The organism is Actinomyces haliotis (genome assembly GCF_015355765.1).
Classification (GTDB): domain Bacteria; phylum Actinomycetota; class Actinomycetes; order Actinomycetales; family Actinomycetaceae; genus Actinomyces; species Actinomyces haliotis.
The window spans coordinates 54,261-69,310 of the sequence record NZ_JACWNA010000001.1; the positions used below are offsets into that span (position 1 = coordinate 54,261).

A 15,050-nucleotide genomic window follows, 5' to 3' on the forward strand; every position below is an offset into this window, starting at 1 on the left:
CCTTGGTGTCGCGGACGGGTCCGCCCCTCGGGTGCCGCACCGTGGTGCGGGCCGCAGCGGACGCTGCTCCGAGCCGGGCTGAGCAACCAGGGTCGCACGGCCTCCGGCGGGGCGCACCGGTCCCGGTCCAAGATCACAGAGACGTGCGCCACCGGCGCAACGCCTTCGGGTGCCGCCACGCCCGGCGCGGAGGCGCCTTCCGGCGGCTCCCCGCCGATACTCTTGGAGCCGGTCGGCGCGCTGCGACGCGCCAGGACGAGAGGACAGACGTGGCAGAGGGCACCGAGGACTTCGCGATCACCATGCGCGGCTACGACCGCGCCCAGGTCGACCAGCGCCTGGAGGTGCTCGGCCGGCAGCTCGCCGACGCACGGCGCGAGGTTGCCAGCCTCGACCAGCGCGCCATGACGCTGGCCGGCGAGCTGGCGGACGCGCAGCAGAAGCTCAGCGAGACCGACAAGCCGACCTACGCGGGCCTCGGCTCGCGCATCGAGCAGCTGCTCCGCAGCGCCGAGGAGCAGAGCGCGTCCGTTCTCGCCAAGGCCAACTCCGAGGCGGACTCCCTCCTGTCCCGGACCCGGACGAACGCCTCCCAGCTCTCCAACCGCTCGGAGTCCGAGGCCGCGACGCTCCTGGCCGACGCCCGCCGCGAGGCCGCCGAGCTCCGCGACACCGCCGAGGGCGAGGCGTCGACGACGCTCGAGAACGCTCGGGCGCGCGCCCAGGAGATGATCGACTCCGCGGAGCGCGACGCCGCCCGGATCCGGTCGGACGCCGAGTCCGCCGCCAACGCGCAGCGCTCCAGCGCCGAGCGCGACGCCCGCACGACCATCACCCGCGCGCAGACGACGGCCACCGAGATCGGCGTGGCCGCCGAGCAGGAGGCCGACGCCCTCCGTCAGCAGGTCGCCGCGGAGACCGACGCGCTGCGCCGCCAGACCGAGGACACCACCCAGGCCCAGCTCGCCGACGCGAGCCAGAAGGCCCACACGACCCTCGAGGCCGCCCGCAGCGAGGCGGCCGAGCGCCGTCGCCAGTCCGTCCAGGCCGCGGAGGACCTGCACCGCACGTCCACCGAGGAGGCGGAGGCCCTGCGCCTGTCGTCCACCCAGGCCGCCGAGGAGCTGCGCGCCACCTCGACCGCTGAGGCCGAGGAGCTGCGCGCCACGTCCACGGCGGCAGCCGAGGCGCTGCGCCTGGCCTCCACCCAGGAGGCCGACGAGCTGCGTCGCGTCTCCACGGAGCGCGCCGAGGCACTGGTCTCGCACGCCGAGGAGCAGGCCGCCCGCACCCTTGCGGAGGCCCGTGAGGAGGCCGACCGACTCGTGACGGGGGCCCGCCTCGAGGCGGAGGAGCTGCGCCGCGCCGCCCACGAGGAGGCCGACGCAGCCAACGCCGAGGCCGCCACGACGCGTCACCAGCTCGAGCTCGACGTCGCGGCGGCGCACGCGGCCGCCGCCCAGGAGGACGCGGACGCCCACGAGAGCGCCGTCATGCGGATCCAGGAGATGAACGAGACGGCCCAGCTCCAGGCCGCAGACGCCGAGGAGCGCCTGCAGGCCGCCATCGACCGCGCTGAGACGGTGCGCACGCAGACCGACGAGGCCGCGCGAGCCCGCACCCAGGAGGCCTCGCGCCAGGCGGAGGAGATCCTCCGACAGGCCCGTGAGGACGCCGGAAGGATCGTCGAGGACGCCCGCGACGACGCCCAGGCGCGCACGACCGCCGCGGAGCACGAGGTCGCCGAGCTGGGACGCCAGCGCGACGCCCTCGCCTCCTACCTGGAGGAGATGCGGGGCGTTCTCGCCTCCTCCGGCTCCCTCGAGACCGTCCTCTCGGACGCCATCACGACCGCACCGGGCACCGACGACGCCGACGCGCGCGCCGAGGTCGAGCGAGCCGAGGCGGCCCTCGCGGACACGGACGCCGAGGAGGACGCGCCGGGCGCCGAGTGAGTCGCCTCCCGGCGTCGTGACGGCGCGGGGCGCTCCCCAGGCACGAGAACGGGGCGGGACCGCTGAGGAGCGGTTCCGCCCCGCTGACGTCCGGGAGAGGGCCGGGCCGGGGCGTCAGCCGAGGCGCGCCGGGGCGAGGCTCAGGACCAGGCCCGGCGCACGAGGGCGAGCGCCTGCTCCTGGGTCACGCCCAGGGAGCGCATGGCGGTAACGAAGCGGAGCGCCTCGCGCTCCCCCGCCGTCCCGGACTGGTCGACGACGAAGGTGCCCTGTCGTCCGCGCCCCTCGATGATGCCCTCGATCTCCAGCTCGCGGTAGGCCTTGGCGACGGTGTTGACAGCGACCGAGAGCTCCGCGGCGAGGGCCCGCGTCGTGGGCAGGCGCGAGCCGGCGTCGAGACTGCCGTCGGTGACCGCGTCGCGCACGGAGGAGACGATCTGGGCGAAGACCGGCTCCGTCGAGGCGGGGTCGAGCGTGATCGTCATGCTGCGTGAGGTCGGGCTGGCCATGACACCAGTCTGCGATACATCTCCGTTCGGGGCATCCTGAAACAGCCTCTATGCTGCAGGAATGTCGCCCGATTCATCCTCGCCGGTTCCCTCCTCCCGCCCGTCTGAGCCCTCCGCGCGGCCCTCGGAACCGTCTCCGTCGGGAGCGGAGCACGACTGGGCGGCGCAGCGCCGCGAGGCCGCCGTCGAGCGGGCGAGGCTGCTCCAGGACCGCCAGGACGCCGAGCACGCCCGCGCCGCGCGAGTCGTGTCCCTCTTCCTGCAGGTCGCGCGGTCGGAGGGCCTCGAGGCCCAGCCGCTGCGCGTGCGCGGCTACTCGGGAGGCACGGCGCGCACCGCCCTGCGAGGCTGGTACCTGCGCGCGGACGAGTCCGTGGCGCTCGATGACGAGGGCCGCTTCTACGTGCTGCGAGAGTCCCTCGGGCTGCGTGAGCGGCTCATGGGGGCCTCGCCCGTGGCGGAGCCCGTGCCGATGACCATCGGCGAGGGAGGTCGCGACGGTGACGTCGTTCCCCTGCGCTTCGCGCTCGACCGGCTGCTGCCCGGGTGGGAGGAGCGCTCGCCCGAGCCTCTCGCCTGACCGGGCCCCGCGCCCCGCGACTGGGCGGTGCGGGAGGACGCGCCCGTGCCCGCCCCGAGCGCGCGGCATCCTCACCAGAGGTGGCGCTCCCAGCAGGAGGTGTGCCAGTGGCGGCGCTCCTCCAGGCCGCGGTCGACCCCGAAGAGGGACTCGTTGGACCAGGCGACGACGTGGGGCGTGCCGGGCGGGATCTGCCGGTGGCAGGCGGGACACGTGTACGGCTTGTCCCCGCCGCGCAGGTGGCGCACCGTGAACTCAGCGCCACCGGGTCCCGTCTGGGTGCGGGGCATGGAGGCGAGGCGGCTCATGTCGAGGGGAACGTGAGCCGCGCTGTAGGGGCGTTTCGAGCTTCGCCGGGCCATGGGGCGACCCTAGCGCCGCCGGCGGCGTCTGCACGCGCCGCGGGCGCACGGTGGCCCCGCCCTCCGATGAGGACGAGGCCACCGCGAGTCCGGGTCCCCGGACGGACCGGGGAGGGCCGGTCAGGGTCAGATGAGTCCCATGCCGGCGACGGCGTTCTTCTCGTCGACGAGCTCGGCGACGGAGGCGTCGATGCGGGCGCGTGAGAAGTCGTCGATCTCGAGTCCCTCGATGACCTTCCACTCCCCGCCCTCGGAGACGGCGGGGAGACCGGCGATGACGCCCTCGGGGATGCCGTAGGAGCCGTCCGTCGGGATGCCGGCGGAGGTCCAGGAGCCCTTGGAGCCGAGGACCCAGTCGTGGACGTGGTCGATGGCGGCCGAGGCTGCCGAGGCGGCGGAGGACGCACCACGTGCGTCGATGATCGCGGCGCCGCGCTTGGCGACGGTCGGGATGAAGTCCTTCTCGACCCACTCGCGGTCCTTGAGGAGCTCCGTGACGGGCTCGCCCTTGACGGTGGCGTGAGTGAGGTCCGGGTACTGGGTCGAGGAGTGGTTGCCCCAGATGGTGACCTTGTCGATGTCGGAGACGTGGCTGCCGGTCTTCTGCGCGAGCTGAGCGAGGGCGCGGTTGTGGTCGAGGCGGACCATCGCGTTGAAGCGCGAGGTCGGGATGTCCGGGGCGTGGGACGCGGCGATGAGGGCGTTCGTGTTGGCGGGGTTGCCGACCACCAGGACCTTGATGTCGTCGGCGGCGCTCGCGTTGAGGGCCTCGCCCTGGGGACCGAAGATGCCGCCGTTGGCGGACAGGAGGTCCGAGCGCTCCATGCCGGCCTTGCGCGGCATCGAGCCGACGAGGAAGGCGATGTTGGCGCCCTCGAAGGCCTGCTTCGGGTCGTCGAAGATGTCGATCGAGCCGAGGGTGTCGAAGGCGGAGTCGAACAGCTCCATCGCGGTGCCCTCGGCCTTCCCGACGGCCTGCGGGATCTCGAGGAGGCGGAGGTTGACGCGCTGGTCGGGGCCGAGGAGGGCGCCGGAGGCGATGCGGAAGAGCAGGGCGTACCCGATGTTGCCGGCCGCACCGGTGATGGTGATGTTGACGGGGGCGTTCGTCATGGATGACTCCTTCAGACGTGTCGGCGTTGTCACGCGGGCCGCGCGCGGCGCGGCCCCATGGACAGAGCCTACGGCGCCGTGGCGTGCGCCACCCCGGACGATCGTGGCAAAGATGTTCACCACGGGCGTCATCCAGGTCACACGACGTGGAACCAGCGCCCGCCTGCGCAGAGGCCTTCCGCCCGCTGCGCGGAGTCGTCGGTCGTGCGGCTGGCGGCCCTGCCGCGTTACTGCCTCACGGCCTCGACGAGGATTGCCTGGTCGGGGTGCATGAAGGGCGCCGTCAGCCCCACCCGCTCGAGGACCGCGCCGGTCAGGACCACGCCCTCGTCGTCGCCGAACCACGCCGGAGCGATGAGACCTGCCGGGCGGGAGCCGATGATCCGCGGACGCACCCGGTACCGGGCCTCCGGGTCGAGGCCGCGCAGGCGGACCCGCCCCTGGAGCGCGAGCGGTCCGCGCTCGAGCACCGCGAGCTCGTAGAGGGCGGCTGAGCCGTCGCGAGCGGCGACGCCGTGGAGGCGGGCGCAGCCGTCCCCGACCTCGTCCCGGACGATCCGGCCGCTCAGGAGCAGGCGCCGCTGCCCCTTGTAGAAGGCGATCCACCGCCCGAGCGCGTCGCGGTCCTCCTGGCTCTCGGCGGTGAGGTCCCACTCGACGCCCATGTGCCCCCACAGGGCCGTGGAGGCGCGAAAGGCGAGGTCGTGCTGGCGGCCCGTCGTCTGCGAGCGCCCCGAGGCGACGTGCGTCCCGAGCCGCTCGGGCGGGATGACCTGCTCGGTCCAGGGCAGCATCGTGTGCCGCTCGTGGGGTTCGATGACGTCGGAGGCCCAGAACCGCTGGGTGTGACGGACCATCTCGAGGTCGATCCGTCCGCCGCCCGAGGAGCAGGACTCGATCTCGAGGCCGGGGTGGTCGGCGCGCAGCCGGTCCATGAGGGCGAGCGCCGCACGGGTCTGGGCGCCGACGACGGCGCAGCCGCCGCGGGTGGCGTCGCCGCCGTCGAGGACGTAGCGCTCGATGCCAAGGCGGGCGGCCTCGTCCGCGAGCGCGAGGAGCTTGGGGAGGCGGTGGTCGAAGGTAACGGCCTCCCAGACGTTGAGGGTGACGGGCCGTTCAGTCGTGGGGCTGGACGGCAGGGAGCGCGCCCACTGGTGGAGGCGGTCCGCGGCCTCGTCGATGCCCTCGCCGTGGGTGAGGTGCAGCCACGGCCCGGTGTAGGTCTCGACGGGCGCGAGGAGGACCTCGCCAGGGAGGAGGAGCTCGCCGCCCCTCATGACCTGGTAGCCCTCGGGCAGCGGCTCGACGTAGGTCCGGTTGTTGCCGGGGGCGGCGACGTGGAGGCCGCGGACCTGCCCGTGGCCGAAACCGAATCCGCGCTCTCCGACGACGGCGAGGGTGGGGTGGTTGAAGCCGGTGCGGCCGTGGCGGCCCTCGCGCACGTCCGCTCCGTAGCTGACAGGACGGCGCTAGGGCTGTCGCTCGGTCCCCCAACGGCCCGTGGAGTCGAGGAGCTCGTCGGCCTCGAGCGGGAGCGGGAGCGCGAGGCTGAGCTCCTCGAGCTCGTAGGAGGTCTGCCCCGTGTTGGTGAGGATCCCGCGGGCGATGAGCGAGCCGCCGACGGCGAGCTCGATCTCGAGCCGCAGGCACAGGCCGCCTCGGCTTCAGCGGTGTCGAGGGTGAGGGTGCCGGCACCGAGCTCGACGCTCGAGCCCAGCGGGACCTCGTGCTCGGAGCCGTCGGCCGCGGCGTGGCTGATCGAGCGCGTGACGAGGCGCGGGGACCAGGCGGTGCCGTCGGGACGGTGCCCGACGAGGCCGGACCGGCCGCTCCAGCCGGTCCAGCCGGCGGGGACGAGGCCCGGCTCGGCGATGACGTCGGGGTCGTTGCCGAGGTGGGTGCGTCGGGTGCCGAGGACGAGGTCGTCGAGCGCCGCGGCGTCGATGGGGCCGAGGTCGGGGCCCCAGGAGACGACGCTCGGCGCCCCGGCGACCCCGGTGGTGAGGACGAGGGAGGTGCCCTCACCGCGCAGGTGGAGGGTCGTGGTGGCGGGTGCGTCGGCGCACGCGCCGCTCGGGACGGTCGCGGTCACGTGGCTGTCCTTCGTCGCAGGCTCGGGGCGCGCGCGTCCGTGCGCGTGCCCGGCGCCAGGCTACCGACCGCCCGGCCCGTCGAGGCCGCGGACGTGCTCGTGTGCCCTCCCCCGGGGCTGCCGCCCCAGTCGTGCGGACGGCGCCGCCGCTCGGACGGCCGCGAGAGCGGTCGGCGAGGCGGCGGCGCCGTCAGGAGGGCGCGCGCGGCGGATCAGCTCACGGCGTTGGGACCGGCCGCCTCGGCGGAGGCGGCGAGCTCCTCGGGGCTGACGAGTCCGTCGACGCTGACCTTGTCGAGGTAGGCCATGCCGTCGAAGGACAGCTCCTTGGTGTTCTCCGGGTCGCCGTCGGAGCCGATGTTCCCGCCCGCGAGGCGGTCCACGACGATGGCGATGGCGCCGTCGCCGGTGACGTTCGTGGCGGTCCCGAAGGAGTCCATGGCGATGTACGTGGCGATCATGAGCGCGACCTGCGCGTCGTTGAAGCCGAGCATGCTGGAGAGCAGACCGGTCGCGGCCATGATGGCGCCGCCGGGGACGCCGGGGGCGGCGACCATGGTGATGCCGAGCATGAAGATGAAGCCGGCCCACTGGACCGCGGAGACGTGGAGGCCCTGGGTGAGGACGATGGCGTAGGCGAAGGCGAAGATCTTGGAGGTCGAGCCGGCGAGGTGGATCGTGGCGCACAGCGGGATGACGAAGGAGGCGACCGCGTCGGAGACCCCGTTCTTCCTGGTCTGCCGCAGGGTGACCGGGATGGTGGCCGCGGAGGAGGAGGTGCCGAGCGCGGTGAGGTAGGCGGGGGCCATCCCGACGAGGGACTTGACGGGGTTCTTCCTCCCCACGGCGCCGGCGATGCAGTACTGGGTGAGCAGGATGACGACCTCGAGGAGGAGGACGACGACGACCACGCGCAGCAGCGTCTTCATGACCGCTGCCGCCTCACCCGTATAGGTGAGGTTGAGGAAGATGCCGAAGATGTGGATCGGCAGGAGCGGGATGATGATCGTCTCGATGAGCTTCGTGATGATGGCGCGGAACTCGATGAAGCCCTTGCGCAGGACTCCGCGCGGGATGAGCGAGAGCCCGATGCCCATGACAAAGGAGAGCAGGAGCGCGGTCATGACCTCCAGCGGGGCGGGCATCTCGACGGTGAAGTAGGTGGTGAGGGCGCTGCCCGGCTTGGACACGCCGTCGAGGCTCGTCGAGCGCAGCAGGCTCGGGAGGAACGCGGCGCAGACGGCGAAGGTGAGGAATCCGGAGAAGAGCGTGGAGCCGTAGGCGATGGCGGTCGTGATGCCGAGCCACTTGCCCGCACCACGGCCGAGGTCCGCGATCGCGGGGGTGACGAGCCCGACGATGATGAGCGGGATCGAGAAGGTGAGGAACTGGCTGAACAGGTCGGAGAAGGTCGCGAAGACGCGGCCGACCGGCTTCGGGATGAGGGGGCTGCCGCCCACGTGGATGGAGCCCAGGACGAGGGCGAGGACGATCGCGACGATGACCCACGTGAGGATCCCGCCCTTGGCGAGGACCCGGCGCACGTTCGACATGGTGATGACTTTCCGCTGGGGATGGACGGTGGGTACCGCCCGTGCCGGTTCAGGATGACACACGTCTTGTCATCCGGAACTCATCTGCCCAAGGCGTGGTCCGCGCGCCGCGCCGAGACTCAGACTGACGGCAGCACGGCGTAGTAGGACAGCGCGGCGAGCCCTACCGCGAGGAGCAGGCCGATGACGACGTCGAAGGCCCTGCCGCGGGCCGCGATCCACGTCCCCGTCGGCCGACGCAGGCGGACGGCAGCGAGGACGGTCACCCCGGCGGCAAGCCACAGGACGGCCTGTCTGTTGTGCCCGAGCAGGGCCAGTGCGGGGACGAGGAGCAGGCCGGCGGCCACGGCGACGACGGCGAGCGTGCGGTAGGGCTCCTTGTGCTCCTCGGGCTTGTCCAGGGCGCGCACCTCGGCGACGACCGGGGCGGGAAGGTCCTCGAGCACCGCCTCGGGCACCCCCTCGAGACCGCCGACGGTCTCAGACCCGATCTCGGACTCGATCTCGTGCGCGCGGGTCCCAGCAGCCCCGTCGGGCGTCTCGTCGCGCGCCTCGTCGGGGGCTGCGGAGCCGGTCGCGTCACTGGTCACGGCGGACATGCTAGCGGCCCTCCCCGTGGAGACGGGGAGGGCCGCTGGACGGACTCACGCTGACCGGCGCCGGACCTCTTGGTCAGCGCACGCCCGGGACGCTCAGTGCGCGAAGTGGCGGTTGCTGGTGAGGTACATCGTGACGCCGGCCGCCTTCGCGGCCTCGATGACCTCCTCGTCGCGGATGGAGCCGCCGGGCTGGACGACGGCGGTGACGCCGGCGTCAATGAGGACCTGGAGGCCGTCGGCGAAGGGGAAGAAGGCGTCAGAGGCGGCGACGGAGCCGCGGGCGCGCTCGGGCGCCTGCGCCTCGAGGATCTCGGAGGCGTCGGCGCCGCCGACGGCGCCCTCCTCCTGCTTGTCGGCCGCGGCGTCGCCGGTCGAGCGAAGGCCCAGCGTGTTCGCGCGCTCGACGGCCAGGCGGCAGGAGTCGACGCGGTTGACCTGCCCCATGCCGACGCCGACGGTCGCGCCGTCCTTGGCGAGCAGGATCGCGTTGGAGCGGACGGCTCGGATGGTCTCCCAGGCGAAGCGGAGGTCAGCGAGGGTCGGGTCGTCGGCGGCCTCGCCGGAGACGAGCTCCCAGGCGGTCGGGTCGTCGTCGCCGGCCTGGTAGGAGTCGCGCTCCTGGATGACGGCGCCGCCGGAGACCTGCTTGATCTCGAGCCCGTCGCGGGCCGGGGGCTCGACGACGAGGACGCGCAGGTTCTTCTTGGTGGAGAGGATCTCGACGGCCTCGTCCTCGAAGGCGGGGGCGGCGACGACCTCGGTGAAGATCGGCTTGATCTGACGCGCCATCTCCGCGGTGACCGTCGAGTTCGTGGCGATGACGCCGCCGTAGGCGGAGACGGGGTCGCAGGCGTGGGCCTTGCGGTGAGCCTCGGCGACGTCGCCGGAGGCGGAGACGGCGATGCCGCAGGGGTTGGCGTGCTTGACGACCGCGACGGTGGCGGCGTCGCCGTGGTCGTAGGCGGCGCGGACGGCGGCGTCGGTGTCCGTGTAGTTGTTGTAGCTCATGGCCTTGCCGTGGAGCTGACGGGCGTTGGCGACTCCCCCGGTGACGCCGGGCGTCGTGTAGACGGCGGCCTTCTGGGCCGGGTTCTCGCCGTAGCGCAGGGAGGCGAGGCGCTCGTACCCGGCGCCGACGTACTCGGGCAGCCCGGCCTGCTCACCGGCGGCCTCGGCGCGGTCGGTCTCGATCTGCTGGGCGAACCAGGTGGAGACGGCGGCGTCGTAGGCGGCGGTGTGGGCGAAGGCCTTGGCGGCGAGCTCGCGGCGCTGCGCGAGGGAGAAGCCGCCGTCGGCGACGGCCTTGGCGACGGCGTCGTACTCGGCGGGGTCGGTGACGACGGCGACGGCCGGGTGGTTCTTGGCGGCGGCGCGGACCATGGAGGGACCGCCGATGTCGATCTGCTCGACGCAGGCGTCGAAGGGGGCGCCCGAGGCGACGGTGTCGGTGAAGGGGTAGAGGTTGACGACGACGAGGTCGATCGGGGTGACCTCGAGCTCCTCGAGCTGCGCCATGTGCTCGGCCTTGCGGCGGTCGGCGAGGATGCCGGCGTGGACGCGGGGGTGGAGGGTCTTGACGCGGCCCTCGAGGCACTCGGGGAATCCGGTGACGTCCTCGACACCGGTGACGGGCAGACCCGCGCCGGAGATGGTCTTGGCGGTGGAGCCGGTGGAGACGATCTCGACGCCGGCGTCGACGAGGGCGCGGGCGAGGTCGGTGAGGCCGGTCTTGTCGTAGACGGAGATGAGGACGCGCTTGACGGGCACCTGCTCGGGGTTGACGAGTCCCTCCGTGGGGACGTGGGCGGTGGGGACGGACTGCTGGCTCATGCGCAAGCTCTCCTGGGGGGTGCCGGTGTCTGGGCGGGACGCCCAGGCGGGCGACGTCCCGTGTGCTTCAGTCAGCCAGGTACAGGCTCGACCGCTCCCCGGTGGTGGTCCACCCTCGCCAGTCGCGGTCGCTACCAGGCTACCGCCGGGTGCGGGTGCGCGGGACGGTCCGGAGGGTGCCCCGGCTCACCCGGCGCACGCGGCCCAGTGCCCACCGCCGAGATCGAAGGTGATGCGCCCAGATCGACCCTCGGGAGCACGATGTCGACGTCGACCCTTCGATCTGGGCAGTTTCGATCTGGACAGTGTGGTCGGGGTCGTCGGGAACGGCGCGTCCGCCACGGACCGCGCGGGAGCGGGCACGGCGCTAGGTTGGGTCTGAGGCCGGTCCGGCCGCGACCACGAGGCTCCACGACGGAGCGGCAGGAGGAACGGCATGGCGGCAGGAGGAACGACATGTCAGCACTCTCGTCCCTGGGACGCTCGAAGGGCTCCGGCGGCGGCACCGCCCTGGCGGCGGGCGTCGTCGGTGGCCTCGTCGCCGGGCTGGTCAAGATCGGCTGGGAGGCGGCCCTGCCCCCGAGGACGCCCGAGCGCAACGACCCCAACCCGCCGAGGCACCTGCTCGAGCAGATCGGAGTGCCCGAGAACGTCCGCATCGCGACGGTCACCTGCAACGGCAACGAGGTCGGCGTGGCCGGCCTGTCCGTGCACCACGCCTTCTCCGTGGGCACCGCCGTGCCGTACTGCCTGCTCGCTGAGCGATGCCCGGCGATCACGGCCGGCGGCGGCACCCTCTACGGCCTCGGCATCTGGGCCGGCTTCCACCTCGCGGTGCTGCCGGCCGTGGGCACGGTGCCCTCGGCCACGGAGCAGCCGTGGCAGGAGCACCTCTCGGAGGTCCTCGGCCACGTCATCTGGGCCGGCACCATCGAGGCGGTCCGCCGCGACCTCACGGCCTGAGCCTGAGCCTGAGCCTGAGGCCCAGGGACGCACGGACGGCCCCGTCCGGCTCCCGCACCCCTTGGTGCGGCGGCCGGACGGGGCCGTCCTCGTGCGACGTGCCTCAGCGCCAGGCCCAGAACCGGTCTCTGTGTCGGTGCTCCCGCGACAGGAGCCCGACCTGCTCGACGAGCTGGGGCGTCTCCGCGGCCTTGACGCGCTCGGTGAGCGTCTCCTCCGTGTCGCCGGGCAGGACCGGCACCTCGACCTGGGCGATGTGCTCGCCCGTGTCGACTCCCGCGTCCACCCAGAACAGCGTCGCGCCGGCGCGGGTCGCCCCGGCGGCAAGGGCGTCGCGCACGGCGTGGGCTCCCGGGAAGCTCGGCAGGAGCGAGGGGTGCGTGTTGACGATCCGTCCCCCGAGGCGGGTGAGGACGGGTTCGCCGAGGATCCTCATGAAGCCGGCGCACACGACGAGGTCTGGCTCGGCCGAGGCGATCTCGTCGGCGAGCGCCTCGTCCCAGGCCGCACGGTCCTCGAAGTCCCGGGGGGCGACGACGGCGACCGGGACCCCGGCGTCACGGGCGTGCTCGACGCCGGCGCAAGGCTTGTCGGCGACGACGAGGACGACCTGGGCGCCGTAGGCCGGGTCCTCGCAAGCGCGCAGGAGCGCCCCGAGGTTGGACCCGGTCCCGGAGACGAGGACGACGAGCCGCGCCCGGTCATCGGTGTCGGCCCCGGGGACGGGTGTCCCCGCGGGGGCGGTGTTTCGCGCGGAAGCAGGTTCAGTCATCGGTGTCCTCCGTGGCATCGGTCGTTGGAGAGGCGGCCCGGGCTGCGGCCTCCGCCTCGTCCCGGTCGAGACGATCGGCGAGGCGCGCTCTCCAGCCGGTGAAACGAGGCCGCTGCTCGACGGTCTCGGCCGGCGTGCTCGCCAGGGCGTCGGTCGCCCTCTCCGGCTTCTCCGAGCCGGCCCGGTCGTCTGCGTCCTCGTCGTCGCCGTAGTCGTCGTCGGCGGGCCGGACGTCCCCGGTGGGGTCATCGCCGGCGCCGTCGACCGGCAGGTCCTCGTCCCCAGCGATGGCGACCTCGTCAGGGGCCTCGTCCCAGGGGTCGTCGTCCCGGGAGCCGTCGTCGGGAGCCTCGTCAACAGGCCCCGCGAACGGCTCGTCCGGCGACGTCACCCGCTGCTGCTCGGCTGAGCCGGCGAGCAGCTCGGACTCGTCGTCATCGGTCGGCCTCGGCTGCGCCCGGGCCTCCTCGCGCTCACGGCGGGCCTGAGCGCGGCGCTCCCGCGCGGCGTCGAGGCCCGCTCCGACGCGAACTCGGGCACTCGAGGCGGCCTCCCCCGTGTGCTCGACGCCGTGCTCGGTGGCGCGGCGCGTCCAGGGGTGGGCGGCGGCGGTGCCGGCGAGCATGGCGACACCGACCTCGAGGAGCAGCAGCCCCGCGACGAGGCCCGAGCGGGGACCGACGTCCGTCATGCGGCCCGGACCGATCGAGCCGGTGGCCAGAAGACAGGCGATGAGAGTGAGGAGCGCGAGTCCGAGGGACGCGGCGACGGCGGCGATGAGGGCCTCCGGCAGCGCGAGGGCGGCGAGCCGCCGGCGGTGCCGCCACACGGCGGCGAGCGCCGCGACGCTCAGGGCCAGCGGCAGGACGGTCCCCCCGTGAGCGAGGGCGTCCGTGGGGAGCAGGCCGAGGAGCGGCAGCGAGGGCACGGAGCCGGCCACGACGTGGCTCGGCGCGAAGACGGTGCCGGTGCCGACGAGGAAGCCCGGACCGGCCAGCCACGCGAGCGTCCACACGAGGGTCGTCGGCACCCAGGCGATCTGGAGGAGCAGGAGCCCGAGCCAGGACAGGACGCCGCCCCCGCTCACGGTGCCGTACAGGCGCGTGAGTCGGTGGAAGCCGCCGATGAGGGCGAGGACCGCGCAGGCGAGCACGAGCGCGCCGATGATGAGCGCCGTCGTCCGCGCCAGCGCGAGGGCGGGGTCGACCCAGCGCGGCCGGCGGCCCCAGGCGTCGGAGGCGCGGTCCCAGCCGCGTCCGTCGCGGTGGAGGCTCCAGGCGGTGACGAGGAGGGCGAGGAGCGCGCTCCCACCGACCGCCGGAAGCGTCCCCGTCCCCGACGGTCCTGCCAGCAGAACGAGCACGAGGCTCGTGAGCAGGGCTGAGCCGACCACCCAGGCGCCCGAGGACGGGCCCGTGAGACGAGCACGGCGCACCGAGTGGGCGGTGAGCCACGCCTGAGCGAGGGTGACCCCGAGCAGGGGCAGGGCGAGCACGCCGTCGGCGCTGTCTGCGCCTCCGAGCGAGCCGCCGAGCGCGAGCCCCCACAGGCCCGTGCCGGTCCGCACGGCGGAGCCGAGGGAGAGCGCCGCCGCGGCGTCGAGCGAGGAGGTCGAGACGAAGACGGCGAGCGCCGGGATGACGACGAGGAGCCAGCCCGCCAGGACCGACTCGACGCCCGCGCGCACGGCGAAGGGCCAGTCCACCGGGAGGCCACGGCTCGCGCCGCGCCCACCGGTGGGCTGGTCCTCGCTCAGTCCTCGTTGACCGCGCTCGCGCCTCACGCCTGCTCGCCGGCGAGCTCGCGGTAGAGCTCCCGGGCGATGTCAGCGGTCTCGGTGGGGGTGCGGCCCACGCGCACGCCGGCCGCCTCGAGGGCGACCTTCTTCGCGGCGGCGGTGCCGGAGGAGCCGGAGACGATGGCGCCGGCGTGGCCCATGGTCTTGCCCTCGGGGGCCGTGAAGCCGGCGACGTAGGCGACGACCGGCTTGGTGACGTACTCCTGGATGTAGGCCGCGGCCCGCTCCTCGGCGTCACCCCCGATCTCACCGATCATGACGATGGCCTTGGTGTCGGGATCTGCCTCGAAGCCGGCGAGGGCGTCGATGTGGGTCGTGCCGACGACCGGATCGCCGCCGATGCCGATGCAGGTGGTGAAGCCGAGGTCCCGCAGCTCGTGCATGAGCTGGTAGGTGAGGGTGCCGGACTTGGAGACGAGGCCGATGGGCCCGGGGCCCGTGATGTCGGGCGGGGTGATGCCGACGTTGGAGCGGGCCGGGGAGATGATGCCGGGGCAGTTCGGGCCGATGATCTGGACGCCCTTGCTCGCCGCGTAGGCGCGGAAGTAGGTGGCATCGTGGACGGGGATTCCCTCCGTGATGACGACGACGAGGCGCAGGCCCGCGTCGACGGCCTCGACGACGGCGTCCTTGGCGAAGGCCGGCGGGACGAAGACGACGGAAACGGTCGCGTCGGTGGCGGAGCGGGCCTCGGCGACGGTGCCGTAGACGGGCACCTCGACGGTCCCGGCGGTGACGTCGCCGGAGGCCGGGCCGATGGGCTCGACGTCGAAGGCGACGGAGGTGCCGGCCTTGCGGGGGTTGACGCCCGCGACGACCTTCGTGCCGGCGGAGAGCATGCGGCGGGTGTGCTTCTGGCCCTCCGAGCCGGTCATGCCCTGGACGATGACGCGGTCGTTCTCATCGAGGAAGATGCTCATGGAC

General features: G+C 73.6%; 13 protein-coding genes, 1 pseudogene and 1 riboswitch. Of the genes and pseudogenes, 3 read left to right on the forward strand and 11 right to left on the reverse strand.

What is annotated here, in order from left to right:
* Positions 1-269: 269 nt before the first annotated feature.
* Positions 270-1,955: a hypothetical protein gene (locus IXW69_RS00190; protein WP_194784389.1), complete on the forward strand. Its 1,686-nt coding sequence runs from the start codon at positions 270-272 to the stop codon at positions 1,953-1,955.
* A 140-nt stretch (positions 1,956-2,095) separates the two neighbouring features.
* Here IXW69_RS00190 and IXW69_RS00195 read toward each other — a convergent pair whose 3' ends face one another.
* On the reverse strand, positions 2,096-2,464 hold the full coding sequence (locus tag IXW69_RS00195) for a GntR family transcriptional regulator (protein ID WP_194784390.1): 369 nt from the start codon (positions 2,462-2,464) through the stop codon (positions 2,096-2,098).
* Positions 2,465-2,525: 61 nt separating this feature from the next.
* Here IXW69_RS00195 and IXW69_RS00200 point away from each other — a divergent pair, with 61 nt between their 5' ends.
* A complete protein-coding gene (locus IXW69_RS00200) occupies positions 2,526-3,044 on the forward strand; it encodes a hypothetical protein (RefSeq protein ID WP_228524378.1) in 519 nt (172 codons plus the stop codon).
* Between the two features lie 71 nt (positions 3,045-3,115).
* On the opposite strand, the gene IXW69_RS00205 is transcribed toward IXW69_RS00200, so the two are convergent.
* The 7 genes and pseudogenes from IXW69_RS00205 to purH all read right to left on the reverse strand — a co-directional run bounded on the left by IXW69_RS00205 (position 3,116) and on the right by purH (position 10,593).
* Positions 3,116-3,406, reverse strand: coding sequence for a hypothetical protein (locus IXW69_RS00205; protein WP_228524380.1), 291 nt, complete (start codon positions 3,404-3,406; stop codon positions 3,116-3,118).
* Between the two features lie 126 nt (positions 3,407-3,532).
* Positions 3,533-4,519 (reverse strand): malate dehydrogenase, encoded by a 987-nt coding sequence (locus tag IXW69_RS00210; RefSeq protein ID WP_194784391.1) that lies wholly within the window; start codon positions 4,517-4,519, stop codon positions 3,533-3,535.
* A 227-nt stretch (positions 4,520-4,746) separates the two neighbouring features.
* Positions 4,747-5,541 carry an alpha-galactosidase gene (locus IXW69_RS11390; RefSeq protein ID WP_407646505.1) on the reverse strand — a complete coding sequence of 265 codons (795 nt, stop codon included), beginning with the start codon at positions 5,539-5,541 and terminating at the stop codon, positions 4,747-4,749.
* A pseudogene (locus IXW69_RS12140) lies at positions 5,527-6,171 on the reverse strand (glycoside hydrolase family 36 N-terminal domain-containing protein); the annotation flags it as partial. The pseudogene IXW69_RS12140 and the gene IXW69_RS11390, both read right to left, overlap by 15 nt.
* 652 nt (positions 6,172-6,823) lie before the next feature.
* Entirely contained in the window at positions 6,824-8,155 is a 1,332-nt protein-coding gene (locus IXW69_RS00225) for a dicarboxylate/amino acid:cation symporter (RefSeq protein ID WP_194784577.1), read from the reverse strand.
* Between the two features lie 128 nt (positions 8,156-8,283).
* A complete protein-coding gene (locus IXW69_RS11400; protein WP_228524383.1) occupies positions 8,284-8,754 on the reverse strand; it encodes a hypothetical protein in 471 nt (156 codons plus the stop codon).
* A 102-nt stretch (positions 8,755-8,856) separates the two neighbouring features.
* The gene (gene purH / locus IXW69_RS00235) at positions 8,857-10,593 is read right to left on the reverse strand and encodes a bifunctional phosphoribosylaminoimidazolecarboxamide formyltransferase/IMP cyclohydrolase (RefSeq protein WP_194784393.1); all 1,737 of its coding nucleotides are present in this window, start codon (positions 10,591-10,593) and stop codon (positions 8,857-8,859) included.
* Positions 10,594-10,626: 33 nt separating this feature from the next.
* Positions 10,627-10,729: riboswitch (ZMP/ZTP riboswitch) on the reverse strand.
* Positions 10,730-11,049: 320 nt separating this feature from the next.
* On the opposite strand from purH, the gene IXW69_RS00240 reads away from it, so the two are divergent.
* Positions 11,050-11,556: a YagU family protein gene (locus IXW69_RS00240; protein ID WP_194784394.1), complete on the forward strand. Its 507-nt coding sequence runs from the start codon at positions 11,050-11,052 to the stop codon at positions 11,554-11,556.
* 103 nt (positions 11,557-11,659) lie between these two features.
* Here IXW69_RS00240 and purN read toward each other — a convergent pair whose 3' ends face one another.
* From purN to sucD, 3 genes are all read right to left on the reverse strand, one after another.
* A complete protein-coding gene (gene purN, locus IXW69_RS00245) occupies positions 11,660-12,328 on the reverse strand; it encodes a phosphoribosylglycinamide formyltransferase (RefSeq protein ID WP_194784395.1) in 669 nt (222 codons plus the stop codon).
* Positions 12,321-14,033 carry a cell division protein PerM gene (locus IXW69_RS00250; protein ID WP_194784396.1) on the reverse strand — a complete coding sequence of 571 codons (1,713 nt, stop codon included), beginning with the start codon at positions 14,031-14,033 and terminating at the stop codon, positions 12,321-12,323. Before IXW69_RS00250 ends, purN begins: the two co-directional genes overlap by 8 nt.
* 74 nt (positions 14,034-14,107) lie before the next feature.
* Positions 14,108-15,046 carry a succinate--CoA ligase subunit alpha gene (gene sucD / locus IXW69_RS00255; protein ID WP_194784397.1) on the reverse strand — a complete coding sequence of 313 codons (939 nt, stop codon included), beginning with the start codon at positions 15,044-15,046 and terminating at the stop codon, positions 14,108-14,110.
* Positions 15,047-15,050: the final 4 nt, after the last annotated feature.